Consider the following 17,578-nt stretch of genomic DNA (forward strand, 5'->3'; position numbering starts at 1 on the left):
AAAAGCTAGAAAGGATATCGGATGCAAGGATGGCTGGTGGTTCCCGTTTCTTTGGCGTACTTGGGAGCCCTATTTATAATCGCGTGGTACGGAGACATACAGAAGCGCTGGCTCGCCCGTTGGCGACCGTGGATTTATAGCCTCTCGATTGCGGTGTACTGTACCTCGTGGACCTTCTACGGCACGGTCGGACAGGCGAGCAGCAATCCTTGGTCTTTCTTGCCCATCTATATCGCGCCGATTTTGGTGTTTACCATCGGATGGCGGGTTCTGGCTCGACTCATTCTGATCGCGAAGCGCGAACACATCACTTCCATCGCTGATTTTATTGGTGCCCGTTACGGAAAATCGCAAGGTTTGGCGGTGGTCGTCACATTGATTGCGGTGGCGGGGATCTTACCTTACATCGCCTTGCAGCTGCGTGGCATCACCATGGGGTTGGAGATCATCGCCCCGGAATTGGCGACCGATTTTGGTTATCAGAATGACAGCGTGTCTTGGTTTGTGGTGGTGGCACTGGCCATTTTTACCATGTTGTTTGGTACTCGCCATATTGATAACACCGAGCATCACCGTGGGATGATGATGGCGATCGCGTTCGAATCCATCATCAAATTGCTGGCGTTTTTGGTGGTGGGGATTTTCATTGTCTGGCTGGCGATGAGCACGGAAAACTTGAGTCTGATTGAAGTGGCTTCTGAAACCTACCAGTCACCAAACATTCCAACCTTATTGATTCATACTGTGCTGACCATGTTGGCGATTGTCTGTTTGCCGCGTCAGTTCCACACCATGGTGGTGGAAAATGAACGTGCGCAAGACTTGCATGTCGCGCGTTGGTTGTTCCCGCTGTATCTGATTTTGATGGGCGTATTTGTGTTGCCAATCGCGTGGGTCGGGCAAGGGTTATTGAGCGGAACATCTGCCGATACTTACGTGATCAGTGTGCCGATGGCGGTGGGGGCAAGCGAGATTGCGTTACTGGCGTTTTTGGGCGGTACTTCGGCGGCGAGCGGTATGGTGATTGTTTCAACCATTGCTTTGGCGATCATGGTATCGAACGACTTAGTGATGCCGCTGATATTACGCCGAATGCGCTTGGCGCAGCGCAACCATCACCACTTTTCTGAGCTTTTGCTGCGTATTCGCCGCGCTCTAATTCTGATTTTGTTGATTGGTGCATGGGGATTTTATCAGGCTTTAGATAGTATCCACTCACTCTCTGCGATAGGTTTTCTCTCGTTTGCAGCCATTACCCAGTTTGCTCCTGCATTGATTGGCGGTATGTATTGGCGTCAGGGTAACAAGAAAGGCGTTTATGTTGGCCTCGCGGTCGGTTTTACGATTTGGTTGATTACCTTAATGAGCCAAACCGACATGTTGGCTGGTAATGCCAGCAACAACTTTTTGATTTGGTTAATTACGCCGCCAGAGATGCTGTCGAGCTTCGACATTGCGATTTCGGATTGGGGCATGATCATGAGTGTGGTGGCGAACGCGGTGTGTTTTGTCGCGGTGTCTCTGGCGACGCGTCCAAGCCTAAGTGAGCGCTTACAGTCGGCGTCTTTTGTCGGAACACCGCTGCCTGAAAGCGAAAACATCAGCTTGTATCAAAGTCGTGTTACCGTGGCTGAGCTGGAAATGCTTGCCTCACGCTTTGTTGGTCGCACTCGGGTGAAAGTGGCTTTCCAAGCCTATTGGAGTCAGCAGCGAGAGGAGTTGTTACCGAACCAACAAGCGCCGTCTTCGTTGATTCGTCACACTGAACGCGTATTGGCTGGGGTGTTTGGTGCCTCTTCCGCTAAGTTAGTACTTACTTCTGCGTTGCAAGGCAGAAATATGCAGCTTGAAGAAGTCGCAACCATTGTTGATGAAGCATCCGAGCTGTACGACTTTAGCCGCGGGTTACTCCAAGGGGCGATAGAACATATCGGCCAAGGGATTGCGGTGGTCGACAAACAACTGCGGCTGGTGGCGTGGAACCAGCGTTACCTAGAGCTGTTTGTATTCCCACCCGGATTAATTCAAGTTGGCCGACCGATTGCTGATGTGATTCGCCACAATGCTGAGCAAGGTTTGTGTGGCCCCGGCGATCCAGAAGACCACGTACGCCGCCGCGTGTATCATCTTGAGCAAGGCACGCGACATACCTCTTCCCGTGTGCGCCCTGATGGACGAGTGATTGAAGTGCAGGGTAACCCGATGCCCGGCGGTGGTTTTGTAATGAGCTTTACGGACATCACCGTATTCCGCGATGCCGAGCAAGCGCTGAAAGACGCCAATGAAACGTTAGAAGAACGAGTGCGCGCGCGCACTAGAGAGTTGGAGCAACTCAACAAACAGTTGGTGGCAGCGACGCAGCGTTCGGATTTGGAATCGAAATCGAAATCGCGTTTTTTAGCGGCCGTGAGTCACGACTTGATGCAGCCGCTCAATGCCGCCCGTTTGTTTGCGTCTTCACTTTCTGAAGTAGCCAAAGACAGCGAAACTCGCAAGTTGTCGGCACACATCGAAAGTGCGTTAGGCGCGGCGGAAGATTTGATCGGAGATTTGCTGGATATTTCGCGTTTGGAATCGGGTAAGTTGGAAGTCAATGTTCATGGCTTCGCGGTCAACGATGTTTTGGCGAACCTCAATGCGGAATTTAGCGCATTGGCCAAACAACAGGGGATCGAGTTCACTATGATCCCATCTTCTCTCATGGTGAAATCGGACCCTAAATTACTGCGTCGTGTGGTGCAGAATTTCCTCACCAATGCCTTCCGTTACAGCCCAAATGGTAAAGTTGCGCTGGGAGTGCGCCGAGTTCAAGGGCGTGTGCGCATTGATGTGTGGGATAACGGCATGGGCATCGAGGAAGAAAAACAGCAGGAAATCTTCGAAGAGTTTAATCGCGGAACGCAAGTGCGCTCCGATCAAGGCTTGGGATTAGGCTTGGCGATTTCCAAAGGGATTGCGCAGGTGTTGGGACACGAAATTTCAATGCGTTCGTGGTTTGGCAAAGGCAGCGTGTTCTCGATAACCTTGGATAAGGCTCATCACGTTCAGCCACACCCTGCGAAAGTCGAGACCAGTCCTCAATCTGAGTTGTGCCACTTGCGAATTTTGTGTGTCGATAACGAACCTGACATTTTGGTCGGAATGGAAAATCTTCTCTCTCGTTGGGGGTGCGACATACGTGTTGCGACGGATCTCGTCGAAAGTTTACAAGCGCTCGAAGGCGATTGGGTGCCAGACGTCATTTTTTCTGATTATCGATTGGATAATGGACGTACGGGGTTAGAAGTGTTGCAACAGTGTCGTTTGCGTCTGGGGAATCGTTTTGAAGGGGTGATCATCAGTGCTGACCGTACTGACGATATGATGGAAGGCATCAAAGCGAACGGTTTCAGCTTTATTGCCAAACCAGTTAAGCCACTCAAATTGCGCTCGGTGCTCAATCGAGTCGCGTAGCTTAGGTAAGTTGAGCGCATGAGCCAGATAGTAAGAGACCTCCGATGAGAGGTCTCTTTGTATTCTGCAGATATTCAAAGCAGTGCTTTACTCAGCCACGCCACCTTGAGTCAATTTGGCTGGATTAAGCAGCCTTTCAAGCGTTTCGCGGTCTAAATCCGTTTCCTCTTCGGCCACATCAATGATGGCTCGTCCTTGTTTGTAGGCTTTTTTCGCGACTTCTGCCGCTTTCAAATACCCGATCACCGGGTTTAGTGCGGTGACTAAAATCGGATTCTTGGCCAAAGCAATATCGAGGTTATCTTGTCGAACGTCAAAGGTCGCAATCGCCTTATCGGCAAGGGCGGTCGCACTGTTCGCAACGAGCTCAATGCTCTCCATAATATTATGTGCAATCACAGGTAGCATAACATTCAACTGGAAGTTACCAGACTGACCCGCGATGGTGATGGTTGCGTCGTTGCCAATCACTTGCGCTGACGCCATGGCTGCGGCTTCAGGGATAACCGGGTTTACTTTGCCCGGCATGATTGATGAACCCGGCTGTAAGCCTTGCAGTTCGATTTCACCCAAGCCAGCCAATGGGCCAGAGTTCATCCAACGAAGATCGTTTGCGATCTTCATGATCGCAATTGCTGCTGTTTTGAGCTGTCCGGACAGTGCGACGATCGCATCCTGGCTGCTGAGGTTGAAAAAGAAATTGTCGCTTGAAGTAAAGGTGACTCGAGTGGACTGAGTGAGGTTGTCTGCAAACAGAGAGGCAAAACGCGGATCGGCGTTGATCCCTGTGCCAACGGCAGTGCCGCCTTGAGCAAGGGCTTTCACCATCGGCAGTGTTTGTTCAATGGCTTGTTTAGCGTGTTCAATCTGGAATTGCCAGCCGCCCAGCTCTTGCGCGAAAGTGATTGGCATGGCGTCCATCAAATGAGTTCGGCCTGTTTTTACCACACCTTGCAAAGCTTGCTTCTTGGTTTCTAGGCTTTGGCTAAGATGAGCCAGTGCAGGCAACAACTTGTGTTCAATAGCAAGTGCTGAGCTGACTTGAATCGCCGTCGGCACCACATCGTTACTGCTTTGACCCATGTTAACGTGGTCATTCGGGTTGACGTTGCCGCCAAGCAATTCAGACGCGAGCGTGGCAATCACTTCATTGGCGTTCATGTTGGAGCTTGTCCCAGAACCGGTTTGGAACAGGTCGATAGGGAACTGATCGAGATGTTGGCCGTCAATAATGGCTTGCGCAGCCTCTGCAATCGCATTAGCGATATCACCTTCCAGTAACCCTAGTTGTGCGTTGGTCAGTGCTGCCGTCTGTTTGATGTGGGCTAAAGCTTGGATGAAGCCGCTTGGCATGGTGTGCTGGCTGAATGCAAAGTTATTGATAGCGCGCTGAGTTTGCGCTTGATACAAGGCATTCGCCGGGACTTTTACTTCGCCCATGCTGTCGGTTTCAATACGAAATTCGGTGGTCATAGTAGGGTTCCTTTCGTTTAATCAAGAGAAGTCTGAATGAGGCGTAATTGTTGTTGTAATTGGAGAAACTTTACGTCGCCATGTTCAAACTGATAGTAGTAACGTTTGAGGCAGAATAAGGGTGTGTGAACCGAATCAAGGCAGACCCGGCGAAATGTACGAGTGCGAGTTGGGTCTTGAATCGCTTCGAGAAGGTGGAAATACACTTGGCGTAAAAACAGTTCGCACAAGAGTAAGTTTTCGTCTTCTGCTTCATGTTCATAGCTGGATGACAACACCATACCCCAATGAATATAGTCATGAATGACGTCGGGCTCAAAGCCACTTGGCGCGGCAAGTTGGAAGCGATCTTGCGCTTTGAAGAAGGCGTTGAATATGTCCTTTCTGCGTTTCATATCTGCCTCAATAAATTAGATAATGATAATTATTATCAATTAAGAATAAATTAGCAACCCTCTATTTTCAGCAAGGCTAGATATAAAAAAGCCGACGCAGTCGCATCGGCAGAAATGGTTGGGTTTTCATCCCGCAGCAAAGTTTATCCGTTGTTTAGAAGGATAAGCAGCGTAATGTTACTCAGTAAACAAGGTTTCGTATTTCACAAATGCTGTTTGTGTTTCGCCGTAGTAAAGCGTGCCTTCGGCTTGGATAACGACTCGCAACCAGCTCTCTGCGGAGGTTGGCTTTGGCAGAGTGATGTACCAGTTTTGGCCAGCTTGATCGGCGCGTGTCATATCAATCGGTTGAGCGTTCTGTTGTTGGTCATCGACTACGGACAGCTTGACGCCTTCCAGCGGATAGGCAGCGTTGAGAGACAGTTCTAGGCTATCTTTTGTCAGTTTTTCAGAACGGAACTTAACTTTAAAATCGCCATTTTCCATGTCACATAGGCCACTGGTGTAACGGCAGTTGGACTTACTCGCGAGCTTGTAAGTTTCCCCTTCTTTAGCGGCATGAGGCTTTTCGCTCAGTGCCATATCGGTACCAAAGTAGGCAATGATAGAAAGGATGGGCGCGATTAACAGGGCGAGAATAAAGTGCTTGTTTTTGAACATCTTGGCTTCCTTGCAACGACATACTGCGAATATGGTAACTGAAAAGTGAGAATAAAAAAGCCCCGGACGGCAGGTTCCAAACGGGGCTTTTGTGGTTTTGGTTATATTTTAGTGATCCACTGCGCTACCAGCACCTACCGGTACGCGAACGTGTTCGACTAGGTCTTTCACTTCTTGTGGTGTTTCTGCTGTTACTTTCGATACAGCGAACGCGACGATGAAGTTGAATAAGGCACCAATCGCACCAAATGCGTTTGGCTCAATACCTAGGAACCAGTTGCTGCCCCAGCTTTCTAGGTAAGTCCAATCTGCGATGAATAGGATACCTTTGTGTTGGAACACGTAGAACAGAGTGATACTGATACCTGCAATCATACCCGCGATAGCACCTTCTTTGTTGATGTTCTTACTGAAGATACCCATCATCAGAGCCGGGAAGATGGAGGACGCCGCCAGACCGAAGGCTAGTGCTACCGTACCTGCCGCGAAGCCCGGTGGATGCAGACCCAAGTAACCTGCGACTGCAATGGCCACCGCCATCGAGATTCGACTCGCAAGCAGCTCTTTCTTCTCTGAGATATTCGGATTAATTACCCCTTTGATTAAGTCGTGGGAAATCGCGGACGAAATCGCCAGCAATAGACCCGCTGCGGTTGATAGTGCGGCGGCTAGACCGCCCGCTGCGACCAGTGCGATAACCCAGTTAGGTAGTTTCGCGATCTCAGGGTTAGCCAGTACCATGATGTCGTTATCAACTTTCAGTTCGTTAGTTGCAGCATCTGATGTGTAGTTGATGTTGCCATCACCGTTCTTATCATCAAAGCCAAGCAGACCCGTTTTCTCCCAGTTTTTGAACCAAGTCGGACGTTCGTCATAAGCCAAGTGTTGGCCCGGCGCTGGGTTAACGGTATCCATTAGGTTTAGACGTGCCATTGCTGATACTGCTGGAGCCGTTGTGTATAGGATAGCGATGAACACAAGTGCCCAACCTGCAGAGGTACGAGCATCACGCACCTTCGGTACAGTGAAGAAACGGATGATTACGTGTGGCAGACCCGCAGTACCGATCATCAGTGACATGGTGTAAACGAACATGTTTAGCGTGTCACCGCGGACTTGAGTGGTGTATTCACTAAAGCCGAGCTCCGTCACCACTTGGTCTAGCCGATCTAACAGATAGACATCGGTGCCGGCCATGGTACTGCCGAGCCCTATTTGTGGAATTGGATTGCCGGTAAGCTGCAGAGAGATAAAGATTGCAGGAATAGTGTAAGCCAAAATGAGTACGCAATACTGAGCAATCTGCGTGTAAGTGATGCCTTTCATGCCACCAAGAACGGCGTACATGAATACGATACACATACCAATCAGTAGACCGGTTGAGTAATCCACCTCAAGGAAGCGACCAAACGCAACGCCAACGCCTTTCATCTGACCGATAACATAAGTGACCGACGCGATGATCAGACACACTACGGCTACGATACGCGCTGTCTTGGAGTAGAAACGCTCGCCGACAAACTCAGGCACGGTAAATTTACCGAACTTACGTAGGTAAGGGGCAAGCAACAGTGCAAGCAGCACGTAACCACCAGTCCAGCCCATTAGGAATACGCTGCCGCCGTAACCCATAAAGGCAATCAGACCCGCCATCGAGATAAACGATGCCGCAGACATCCAGTCTGCTGCGGTTGCCATGCCGTTAGCGATAGGGTTTACACCACCGCCCGCGACGTAGAACTCTTTGGTTGATCCAGCGCGTGCCCAAATCGCAATACCGATGTAGAGGACAAACGTCGCACCAACAACCAGATAAGTGATAGTTTTCAAATCCATCTGAGTGACTCCTTACTCATCCACGCCGAATTCACGGTCGATTTGGCGCATTCTCCACGCGTAGTAGAAAATAATACCTAGGAAGGCATAGATGGAGCCCTGCTGAGCAAACCAGAAACCAAGTTTGTATCCACCTAATTGAAATTGATTAAGTACGTCGACAAATAAAATGCCGCAGCCGAAAGACACGACGAACCAGATGACCATTAGACCGATCATGAGCTTCACGTTTTTGTCCCAATAGGCTTTGGCTCTTTCTTCGCTTTCAAATGCCATTGCCGTCTCCTTACGATTGGTATTGTTGTTAAAAAAATGTTTCACAATGTACATTAGCAAGGTGTTGGCAATAACTCTTTTCAACTTTAGTCGGGGCGTAAAAAAGGAAAAACGACCGAATAATGGGCGTTTATGGCGAAATCGATAAGATTTGATGATGTTAAAAAGGTGTTAAATTAGCCTAAGGTCTAATGATTTGATGCATAAAATTTTCAATATGTTGCATTGGTTAATCTTTTCTTCATTGATTTCACCGAATCTATACCTAGATTCAACCTTCTCAAGTGATTTGTTTACATAAAGTTTTCGTACCGGAGCTCGGTTTTGAGGCACAATAAAGCCTGTGCTTAACTCATCACGCTTACATCTTAAAGTTGAGGTGATTTAGGAACTTATATGCTTACTCGTTGAGATTGTTTGTAGCTTTTCATTTAGGGAGGGTGAGAATGGACGCAGACACCATTAACAGCTTTTTTCTGATTGGTGCATTACTGATTGCACTGAGCGTTCTTTTAAGCCCCGTGTCCTCAAAATTGGGGATTCCAATCCTTCTCGTATTTCTTGCGGTAGGTATGTTGGCTGGGGAAGATGGCCTTGGCGGAATCTTATTTGATAATTATTCCATCGCTTATTTAGTCAGTAACTTAGCGCTCGCCATCATTCTTTTGGATGGCGGGATGCGAACGCGAGTCGCCAGTTTTCGGGTCGCCTTGTGGCCTTCGGTGTCGTTGGCAACCATAGGCGTAGCCATCACGACATTGTTAACTGGCTTGATGGCGACCTGGTTGTTCGATTTGGATTTATTGCAAGGTATCTTGGTTGGCGCGATTGTCGGTTCAACGGATGCGGCCGCGGTCTTCTCTTTATTGAAAGGGCGCAGTCTGAACGAACGTGTTGGCTCGACGTTAGAAATTGAATCGGGCACCAACGACCCAATGGCGGTGTTCTTGACCGTTACGTTAATTGCGATTCTTTCTAGTACGGGAACGGAGTTAAGCGCCGGCTTTTTAGCGCTCAGTTTTGTTAAGCAGTTTGGTATCGGTGCGCTTCTTGGTTTTGCTGGTGGCTGGGTCTTGTGGAAAGTCATCAATCGCAATCAACTGCCGGATGGCTTGTACTCGATTTTGACCGTCAGCGGCGGCTTGATCATTTTCGCGTTGTCGAACTCGTTAGGCGGCAGCGGTATTTTGTCGATTTACCTCGTGGGCTTATTGCTGGGTAACCGTCCAACGCGCAGCCGTCATTCGATTCTGCATGTGTTAGATGGTATGACGTGGCTAGCGCAAATTGGCATGTTCCTCGTGCTTGGTTTGTTGGTTACGCCGTCGAACTTGCTGAGTATTGCGGTGCCAGGCTTGGCGCTTGCGTTTGGTATGATTTTGTTTGCCCGTCCTATTTCCGTGTGGATTGGACTGCTGCCATTTAAGAGTTTCACGCCACGTGAAAAGTGGTTTGTCTCTTGGGTTGGTTTGCGCGGCGCGGTGCCAATCATTCTTGCGGTATTCCCTATGATGGCTGGTTTGCCAGACGCGCAGCTGTACTTCAACTTGGCCTTCTTCGTGGTGATGGTATCGCTGATCGTTCAGGGCGGTACGCTGACCAAAGCGATGTCGCTTGCCAAGGTTGAGTTGCCACCAAAGCCCGAGCCAATCTCTCGCACTGGTGTGGAGATTTACCCAACCAGTGAGTGGGAACTGTTTATCTACCGATTGAAAGCGGATAAATGGTGCATTGGCGAACCGCTGCGCAGTTTGTCGATGCCTGAGGGCACGCGCATTGCGGCTGTTTTCCGTAATCAAGAACTGCTTCACCCATCGGGCAGTACCAGGTTGGAAGAAGACGATACCCTATGTGTATTGGCTCAAGAGAAAGACTTAGCTGCACTGAGCTTGTTGTTCAGTGAAGCGCCGGAGAAAGCCTCTCTGACTCGTTTCTTTGGTGATTTCTTCTTAGATATTGAAGTGAAGCTGGCCGACGTGGCGATGATGTACGGTTTGAATTTGGGCGATGAACTGCAAGATAAAACCTTGAGCAATATTGTTGAAGAACAGCTGGGTAGCACGCCTGTTTTGGGCGACCAGTTTGAATGGCAAGGTTTGCAATGGGTAATCGCGGACGTGGTGGATCACCAAGTGACTAAGGTTGGTTTACGTTTACCCAATGAAGAAGAGGAAGGGGAAGAGGAGGACTAAGTCCTAATCATTCATTTCCGTTAACATGATGACGGCTTGCGTGCGGTTCTTCACGCCGAGCTTGCGGAAAATCGCCGTCATGTGTGCTTTGATGGTGGCTTCTGATACATTCAACTCGTAAGCGATTTGTTTGTTCAGCAAGCCATCAGACAACATCCCCAACACTTTGTATTGCTGTGGCGTTAGCGCGGCAATCTTCTCTGCTAAATCATTACACGCAGCGTTATTGGTGATCAGCCCTTCAGGGAAGTATGGGTCGCCATTGAGCACTTGGTTGAGTGCATTGACCAGTTCACGCATATCACTCGATTTCGGAATAAAGCCAAACGCACCATGGCTCTTCACTTGACTCACCACCGTTGGCTCTTCGCTGGCGGATACCACGACGATAGGCAAATCTGGGTATTCCGCTCTTAAGTGGATAAGCCCTGACATTCCATTAGCCCCAGGCATTTTGAGATCCAACAGCACCAAATCCGGCTCTTCCTCTTTGGCGAGTAATGCAAGCAGGGCATCAAGAGAGTCTGCTTCAAGCAGATTGGCACCACTGACAGCCATGTGTACCGATTGGAACAATGCATTACGGAAGAGAGGGTGATCATCGGCGATGATGATGGTGTAGGTCGAATCCATGACGTTAAACACTTTTGACTATTTCGTTAAATGAATTATTGTCCAGCTTTGAGAAGGTGGACAATATTTATTCGCTAAAAGTCTGAACCAAATCGACTTTTATTAGGAAAATTGCATATAGCCGCATTTTTCTCATTCAAATCTGTGCAACAAAAAACGCCAGCGAAAATCGCTGGCGTTTGAATGATGTGATATCAGAATCGATTAATGTGCTCTAAGAAAGGCTCGGCTTGCATAAAGCCAGTTAAACGAGCGTTTGAAACGTGTTCGCCTTTCGCATCCCAGAATTCGATGGTCGGCAAACCCAGCACGTTCATGTGTTTGAGTAGCTCAATATCTTGCACTTGGTTTTTGGTGACATCCGCTTGCAGCAACACGAAGTCTTGCAGCTTGGCTTCGACTTTTGGATCGTGGAAGGTGTACTTCTCAAACTCTTTACACGCTACACACCAGTCGGCGTAGAAGTCGAGCATGACTGGTTTACCTGCTGCTTTCGCCAGCGCCAGTTGCTCTTCAAGCTCGGCCACATTAGCAATGCGAGTAAAGCTAACCGTTGTTTGCTGTGCTTGGGTTTCGTGATTGCCAAACCAATAATTCAGTGCTGGTTGCGCAGAGGCGAACAAACCGAGGACGGCACTAATGCCTATTGCACTTTGCTTCCAGCCACCAAACTCCAAGCTGTTTTTGATGTGATACAACCAACCAAATGCCGCGATACCGAGCGCAGACCACAACGCCGTCGACCACGTTTCTGGCAAGATACGCTCAAGCAAGAAGATTGGTGCTGCCAGCAGAATGAAACCAAATAGTGTTTTCACGCGGTCCATCCAACCGCCGGCTTTTGGCAGCAGTTTGTTGCCAAATACCGCCACGAGAATCAGCGGAATACCCATACCCATCGCCAGTGCGTAAAGCGCAATACCACCAGTCAGCAAGTCACCACTTTGTGCAACGTAGAGTAGTGCGCCCGACAGAGGTGCTGTGGTACACGGTGAGCACACCAGACCTGAGATCGCGCCCATCGCGAATACGCCTGCGCTGCTGCCGCCTTGCTGTTTGTTGCTCAGGTTGTTTAGCCACGTTTGTACACTGCTTGGCAATTGCAGGGTGTACACACCAAACATGGAAAGTGCCAATGTGACGAATAAGATACTCAAACCAATCAACACATATGGGTGTTGCATCGCCGCTTGGAACTGCATGCCTGCTGATGCCACCACTAAGCCGAGAAGAGTGTAAGTCAGCGCCATGCCTTGCACGTAAACTAGGGATAAACCCAGAGCGCGGCGTTGGCTGAGTTTCCCGCTGCCAAGTACGATGCTGGTCAAAATTGGGTACATTGGCAGAACGCATGGCGTAAACGCTAAGCCTACACCAAGAGCTAAAAACAGCAGCGGAGTCCACCAATTGTCAGCAAGGTTCGCCGCGAGGCTGTCTTGCTCAGTGACTGGTGCTGGACCATTGTTTGATGACACTGACGTGCTCGCCGTTGGTGATGTCGCGTTTGTTTGGTTGTTGTTTGCTGTTGATTGCGTTGGTTTTGTTGCAACTGCGGAATCAGCAATGGAAGCCGTAAAAGCGTCTATTGGAATGATGCGAGTTTCTGGCGGGTAGCAGAATCCAGCCTTCGCACAGCCTTGATATTGCACGATTACGCGTGCGCCTTCTTGCCACTCATCAAGCGGTACATTCACAAATAAAGGCGTGGTGTAGATATGCACATCACCGAAAAATTCATCTTTATGTGGCGTGCCGTTTTCCATTTGCAGTTCGCCAAGAGAGATGTTTTCACCAGACACAGACAAGCGCTCTTGATACAGATAGTAGCCGTCACGTACCTGCCAATCGAGCATCAACTTGTCGTCTTGTTGGTAGAAGTTAAATGGGAACGCTTGGTCGACCGGAACAAAGCTGTCGTTGCTGCTACCAAAGCTGTTGTTCTGGCTATTGTTAAACTGGTCTTTGCCAAATAAAGCCAAAGACGGAGTGGAAAAGGTAATGAGCCCTAAGAGTAAAACGGAAAGTAATGCGCGCATAAAAGGTTCAATTCATCTTAGATAATTGCCGTTAGTGTAACTCAATCAGACCCGCAGGCGAGTTAATAAGTTTCATCCAAGTGAAGATTTGTTAAGCAATACTCAAGGCGCAGAAAAGAAAAAAGGGAGCCGAAGCTCCCCGAGTAAGACTCTGTTTCTACTAGATCAGTAGACCACCGAATGCGAAGCCAAGTGCTACCGCTGATGCGATGGTGACCACGCCTGGAACGAAGAACGGGTGGTTAAATACGTACTTACCGATACGAGTTGAACCCGTGTCATCCATCTCAACCGCAGCTAGTAGCGTTGGGTAAGTTGGTAGTACGAAGAGCGCACTTACTGCTGCGAAAGACGCAACCGCTGTTAGTGGCGCTACACCGATTGCAAGTGCTGCAGGCATAAGCGCAACGGTAGTTGCACCTTGAGAGTAAAGCAGCATAGATGCGAAGAATAGAACAAGTGCTAGCATCCATGGGTAGTCAGCTAGTAGTGCACCAGCCACTTCTTTGATGCCATCAACGTGCGCATTAACGAACGTAGAACCTAGCCATGCCACACCAAGAACACACACGCACGCTGTCATACCAGAACGGAATGTTGCTGCTGCTGGGATTTTGCCAGCATCAATTTTACAGCTCATTACGATCGCCGCGGCTGCTGCCAGCATGACCGTCATGATTGCTTCGTTACGACCTAGAGCAGGGTTCTCGATTAGACCCACTGAACCAGAGATAGCCGCTGCGTAGCACACGACGAAAGCGATAGCGCCAAGGAAGATGAACGTCGCTTTTTTTGCAGTTGGTAGGATTTCGCGTTTTGCTTCTGTGTTTAGCTTGATTAGGCCTTTCTCTAGACGCTCTTGGTATTCAGGATCGTCTTTTAGCTCACAGCCCATGAAGTTCGCAACGAATGCACCGATCATACAAGCGATGAACGTGGTTGGAATACAGATCGCAAGTAGCGTTAGGTAATCCACACCAAACGGATGCAACATAGCAGCAAACGCCACAACTGCCGCTGAAATTGGCGACGCTGTGATAGCGATTTGCGATGCCACAACCGCGATAGACAGTGGGCGAGAAGGGCGAACGCCTTGGCCTTTCGCTACTTCTGCAATAACCGGTAGAGTAGAGAATGCTGTGTGACCTGTACCCGCCATTAGTGTCATTAGGAATGTCACGATTGGCGCATAAAAGGTGATGCGCTCAGGGTGTTTACGCAAAAAGTCTTCCGCAACTTGTACCATCCAATCCAAACCACCAGCCACTTGCATTGCTGCGATAGCCGTGATTACAGACATGATGATCAAAATTACGTCAACAGGGATGTACGCTTGGCTTGTCGGGACACCCAAGATCAAAGACAACGCAATGACCCCAGCACCACCGGCAAAACCAATGCCGATACCGCCGATTCTTGCCCCCAAATAGATGAAGAGCAGAACCACGAAGAGTTCGACCATGACCATATTGATACCTCTTTAGTTTTTTATTTGATTCTGATTTTTTGAACACTCAGGAACAGGAGTAAATGTTCAGAGAATCAGAACCCAGCGGCCTACGGCAATAAAAGCTTATTAAAAATGTGGTTACCGTGAAAAAGCCTAAAAAAGGGGCCTGGATGGCCCCCCTTAGCTTCAATGCTTACTCGTAGCGTTTCGCTTTGTAAGTAGGATGCATGAAGTTTTCAACTGTTAAGATTTCATCAAGTTCTTCTGCAGTTAGCAGGCCGCGCTCAAGCACGACTTCACGAACACTCTTACCAGTTTCTGCACAAATCTTACCGACAATGTCACCTTCGTGGTGGCCAATGTATGGGTTTAGGTAAGTTACGATACCGATTGAGTTATAAACGTAGTTCTCACAGATTTCTTTGTTTACAGTGATGCCGTCGATACATTTATCACGTAGGTTCACACACGCATTGTGTAGTAGAGAGATAGACTCAAACATGCTTTGTGCGATAACTGGTTCCATTACGTTTAGCTGTAGCTGACCGCCTTCTGCTGCGAAAGAAACCGTGTTGTCGTTACCTAGAACTTTGAAGCAAACTTGGTTTACTACTTCTGGGATAACTGGGTTTACTTTCGCTGGCATGATTGAAGAACCTGCTTGCATTTCAGGTAGGTTCAACTCGTTTAGACCCGCGCGAGGACCAGAAGAAAGTAGGCGAAGGTCGTTACAGATCTTCGATAGTTTCACTGCTAGACGTTTTAGCGCGCCGTGAGTCATTACGTATGCACCACAGTCAGAAGTCGCTTCGATTAGGTCTTCTGCAGGTACAACGTCAAGGCCAGTTACTTCCGCTAGGTGTTTCACTGCTAGAGCTTGGTAACCAGTTGGTGTGTTAAGACCAGTACCGATTGCGGTTGCACCTAGGTTGATTTCTAGTAGGAGTTTAGATGTGTAATCTAGAGCACGAATCTCTTCGTTTAGCGTTACAGCCCAAGCGTGGAACTCTTGACCAACAGTCATTGGTACCGCGTCTTGAAGCTGAGTACGACCCATCTTCAATACGTCTTTGAATTCAGTTGCTTTAAGATCGAATGCGCCTTTTAGGTATTCAATCGCTTCCATTAGTTTGTGTACGCTGTTGTAAACCGCGATACGGAAACCAGTTGGGTACGCACAGTTAGTAGATTGGCTCTTGTTAACGTGGTCGTTCGGGTTGATGAACTCGTATTGGCCTTTTTCTTTGCCCATCAGTTCAAGTGCAACGTTCGCGATAACTTCGTTAGTGTTCATGTTAACGGAAGTACCCGCGCCGCCTTGGAATACGTCTGAAGGGAACTGATCCATACACTTGCCTGTTTCTAGGATCAAATCACACGCTTCTAGGATGTAGTTAGCAACTTCTTTAGGAATAGCGCCAAGTTCTTTGTTCGCCAACGCCGCTGCTTTCTTCGTCATCACCATGCCGCGTACGAACTCAGGTACGTCAGAAATAGTTACGTTAGAGATGTTAAAGTTTTCGATCGCACGTAGGGTATGAATGCCGTAGTACGCATCAGCAGGGACATGACGTTGACCTAATAGATCTTCTTCAATACGAGTGGCTTGGTTTGCTGTTTTTGGAGCATCAGATAGGGTAGCCATAGCAGGATCCTTAGATGATAATTCTGATAATAAAGTTATTTATTAGCCATTTCTGCAATCTAGAATCCATTCATCAGAATTTTTGGCTGGAAAATCCGTCCTGACTTATGTGGCACATCATACTGCACCTAGCGCATAAAAATAGTAACTAGATCACCTTTTTCGCTTTTCATGAGTCAATAATTTGCAAAGTATGAACGGGTTATTAATAACCCTTTGTGGGTATTCAATTTTCCTCGACAAACATGGTTTTTTAGAGTTCGAAATTGGCACTTTTCAAGCACGAAAAAATCGGTATGCGCACAAATGCAACGCATAAATGTATAGCGTGTTTTCGCAAAGTTTTCCTGTGTGTTCGCCTGAATAAAAAAGCCATGAGTATGAACACGCTTTTTTACAACGATTCGTTTGAGGTTACTTGGCTTTTACCATTACACTGAATTAAACAAAGGAGGGCGTGTGTTTCCTATCTTATTATTGGCGTTTATTTTCGTCCCAATCATTGAAATTGGCTTATTTATTCAGGTGGGGGGCTTTTTAGGTCTCTGGCCAACCATCGCATTAGTGCTGATCACGGCATTTGTCGGCGCGTCATTAGTGCGCAGCCAAGGTATTCAAACCTTGATGTCTGTTCAGGGCCGTCTTGAACAAGGCGAAATTCCAGCACAGCAAATTTTTGAAGGTGTGATGCTAGCGGTTGCCGGTGTGCTATTGCTGACTCCCGGCTTTATGACTGACGCGTTGGGTATGGTGGTATTGCTGCCTGCGCCGCGTGCCGCGATTGCGAAATACTTGATGAGCAAGATGGTCGTCAAAACCATGCATGGTGGTGGCTTCCAAGGTGGTTTCTCAAATCAAGGGCCATTTGAGCAAGATCCGTTTCATCGTGACCCGTTTGATTCTCGCTCGGACAACGGCAACACCTTCGAAGGTGAATTCGAGCGTAAAGATGACGATGATCGTAATAAGCTCAACTGATTGAATCAGTGAATCAAGAAAACAAAAGGGCGCATTCCGCGCCCTTTTTTTGTGTCTGGAATTCGTTGAGCTTACAACGCCCCTTCAAAGCCCATTTGACGCCAGGCTTCAAAAGCAATGATCGCAACGGCATTCGAAAGGTTCAGGCTGCGCGCGTCTGGCATCATTGGGATGCGAATACGCTGTTCCATTGGCAAGCCTTCAATGATCTCTGCGGGTAGGCCGCGAGTTTCAGGGCCAAACATCAACACATCACCTGCTTGGTATTTCGCATCAACGTGGTGACCTGTGGTTTTTGTGGTGCAAGCAAACAGACGGTAATTGCCTTGCTTTTCTTTATCGAGATATTCCAAGAATGCTTGATAGTTCTTATGACGCGTTACGCGAGCCAAATCGTGATAATCCAATCCTGCGCGGCGGACTTTTTTCTCTTCCAGATCGAAACCCAGCGGTTCAATCAAATGCAGGTTTGCACCGCAGTTGGCACAAAGTCGAATGATGTTGCCGGTATTCGGCGCGATTTCTGGTTCGTATAAAGCGATATCAAACAT

13 protein-coding genes are annotated in these 17,578 nt (G+C 48.4%); 3 read left to right on the forward strand and 10 right to left on the reverse strand.

Going from position 1 to position 17,578, the window contains the following annotated elements:
- The first annotated feature begins 21 nt into the window (after positions 1-21).
- The gene (locus tag ACF8CV_RS07190) at positions 22-3,453 is read left to right on the forward strand and encodes a PAS domain-containing hybrid sensor histidine kinase/response regulator (protein ID WP_005458012.1); all 3,432 of its coding nucleotides are present in this window, start codon (positions 22-24) and stop codon (positions 3,451-3,453) included.
- 87 nt (positions 3,454-3,540) lie between these two features.
- On the opposite strand, the gene ACF8CV_RS07195 is transcribed toward ACF8CV_RS07190, so the two are convergent.
- The 5 genes from ACF8CV_RS07195 to ACF8CV_RS07215 all read right to left on the reverse strand — a co-directional run bounded on the left by ACF8CV_RS07195 (position 3,541) and on the right by ACF8CV_RS07215 (position 8,093).
- Positions 3,541-4,926, reverse strand: coding sequence for a lyase family protein (locus ACF8CV_RS07195; RefSeq protein WP_140306781.1), 1,386 nt, complete (start codon positions 4,924-4,926; stop codon positions 3,541-3,543).
- 17 nt (positions 4,927-4,943) lie between these two features.
- Positions 4,944-5,321, reverse strand: a complete 378-nt coding sequence (locus ACF8CV_RS07200) for a hypothetical protein (RefSeq protein WP_005458016.1) — start codon at positions 5,319-5,321, stop codon at positions 4,944-4,946.
- Between the two features lie 177 nt (positions 5,322-5,498).
- Positions 5,499-5,981: a hypothetical protein gene (locus ACF8CV_RS07205; protein WP_005458018.1), complete on the reverse strand. Its 483-nt coding sequence runs from the start codon at positions 5,979-5,981 to the stop codon at positions 5,499-5,501.
- A gap of 108 nt (positions 5,982-6,089) precedes the next feature.
- On the reverse strand, positions 6,090-7,817 hold the full coding sequence (locus ACF8CV_RS07210) for a sodium:solute symporter family protein (RefSeq protein ID WP_005458020.1): 1,728 nt from the start codon (positions 7,815-7,817) through the stop codon (positions 6,090-6,092).
- 12 nt (positions 7,818-7,829) lie between these two features.
- A complete protein-coding gene (locus ACF8CV_RS07215; protein WP_005458022.1) occupies positions 7,830-8,093 on the reverse strand; it encodes a DUF4212 domain-containing protein in 264 nt (87 codons plus the stop codon).
- Positions 8,094-8,539: 446 nt separating this feature from the next.
- On the opposite strand from ACF8CV_RS07215, the gene ACF8CV_RS07220 reads away from it, so the two are divergent.
- Positions 8,540-10,285, forward strand: coding sequence for a potassium/proton antiporter (locus ACF8CV_RS07220; RefSeq protein WP_015297432.1), 1,746 nt, complete (start codon positions 8,540-8,542; stop codon positions 10,283-10,285).
- A 3-nt stretch (positions 10,286-10,288) separates the two neighbouring features.
- Here ACF8CV_RS07220 and ACF8CV_RS07225 read toward each other — a convergent pair whose 3' ends face one another.
- The 4 genes from ACF8CV_RS07225 to aspA form a co-directional block, all read right to left on the reverse strand.
- Entirely contained in the window at positions 10,289-10,918 is a 630-nt protein-coding gene (locus tag ACF8CV_RS07225) for a response regulator transcription factor (RefSeq protein WP_005465748.1), read from the reverse strand.
- A 194-nt stretch (positions 10,919-11,112) separates the two neighbouring features.
- Complete coding sequence (locus ACF8CV_RS07230) at positions 11,113-12,954, reverse strand: protein-disulfide reductase DsbD (protein WP_155007058.1); 1,842 nt, start codon at positions 12,952-12,954, stop codon at positions 11,113-11,115.
- Between the two features lie 160 nt (positions 12,955-13,114).
- Complete coding sequence (locus ACF8CV_RS07235; protein ID WP_005457503.1) at positions 13,115-14,422, reverse strand: anaerobic C4-dicarboxylate transporter; 1,308 nt, start codon at positions 14,420-14,422, stop codon at positions 13,115-13,117.
- 175 nt (positions 14,423-14,597) lie between these two features.
- Positions 14,598-16,049 carry an aspartate ammonia-lyase gene (gene aspA, locus ACF8CV_RS07240; protein ID WP_005460458.1) on the reverse strand — a complete coding sequence of 484 codons (1,452 nt, stop codon included), beginning with the start codon at positions 16,047-16,049 and terminating at the stop codon, positions 14,598-14,600.
- Between the two features lie 459 nt (positions 16,050-16,508).
- Between aspA and ACF8CV_RS07245 the strand changes: the two genes are divergently transcribed.
- The gene (locus tag ACF8CV_RS07245) at positions 16,509-17,027 is read left to right on the forward strand and encodes an FxsA family protein (protein ID WP_025501248.1); all 519 of its coding nucleotides are present in this window, start codon (positions 16,509-16,511) and stop codon (positions 17,025-17,027) included.
- A gap of 71 nt (positions 17,028-17,098) precedes the next feature.
- Here ACF8CV_RS07245 and trmL read toward each other — a convergent pair whose 3' ends face one another.
- Positions 17,099-17,578: a tRNA (uridine(34)/cytosine(34)/5-carboxymethylaminomethyluridine(34)-2'-O)-methyltransferase TrmL gene (trmL, locus tag ACF8CV_RS07250; protein WP_138938205.1), complete on the reverse strand. Its 480-nt coding sequence runs from the start codon at positions 17,576-17,578 to the stop codon at positions 17,099-17,101.

Source organism: Vibrio sp. zbq_1, from assembly GCF_043102935.1.
In the GTDB taxonomy this organism is placed as follows: Bacteria; Pseudomonadota; Gammaproteobacteria; order Enterobacterales; family Vibrionaceae; genus Vibrio; species Vibrio parahaemolyticus.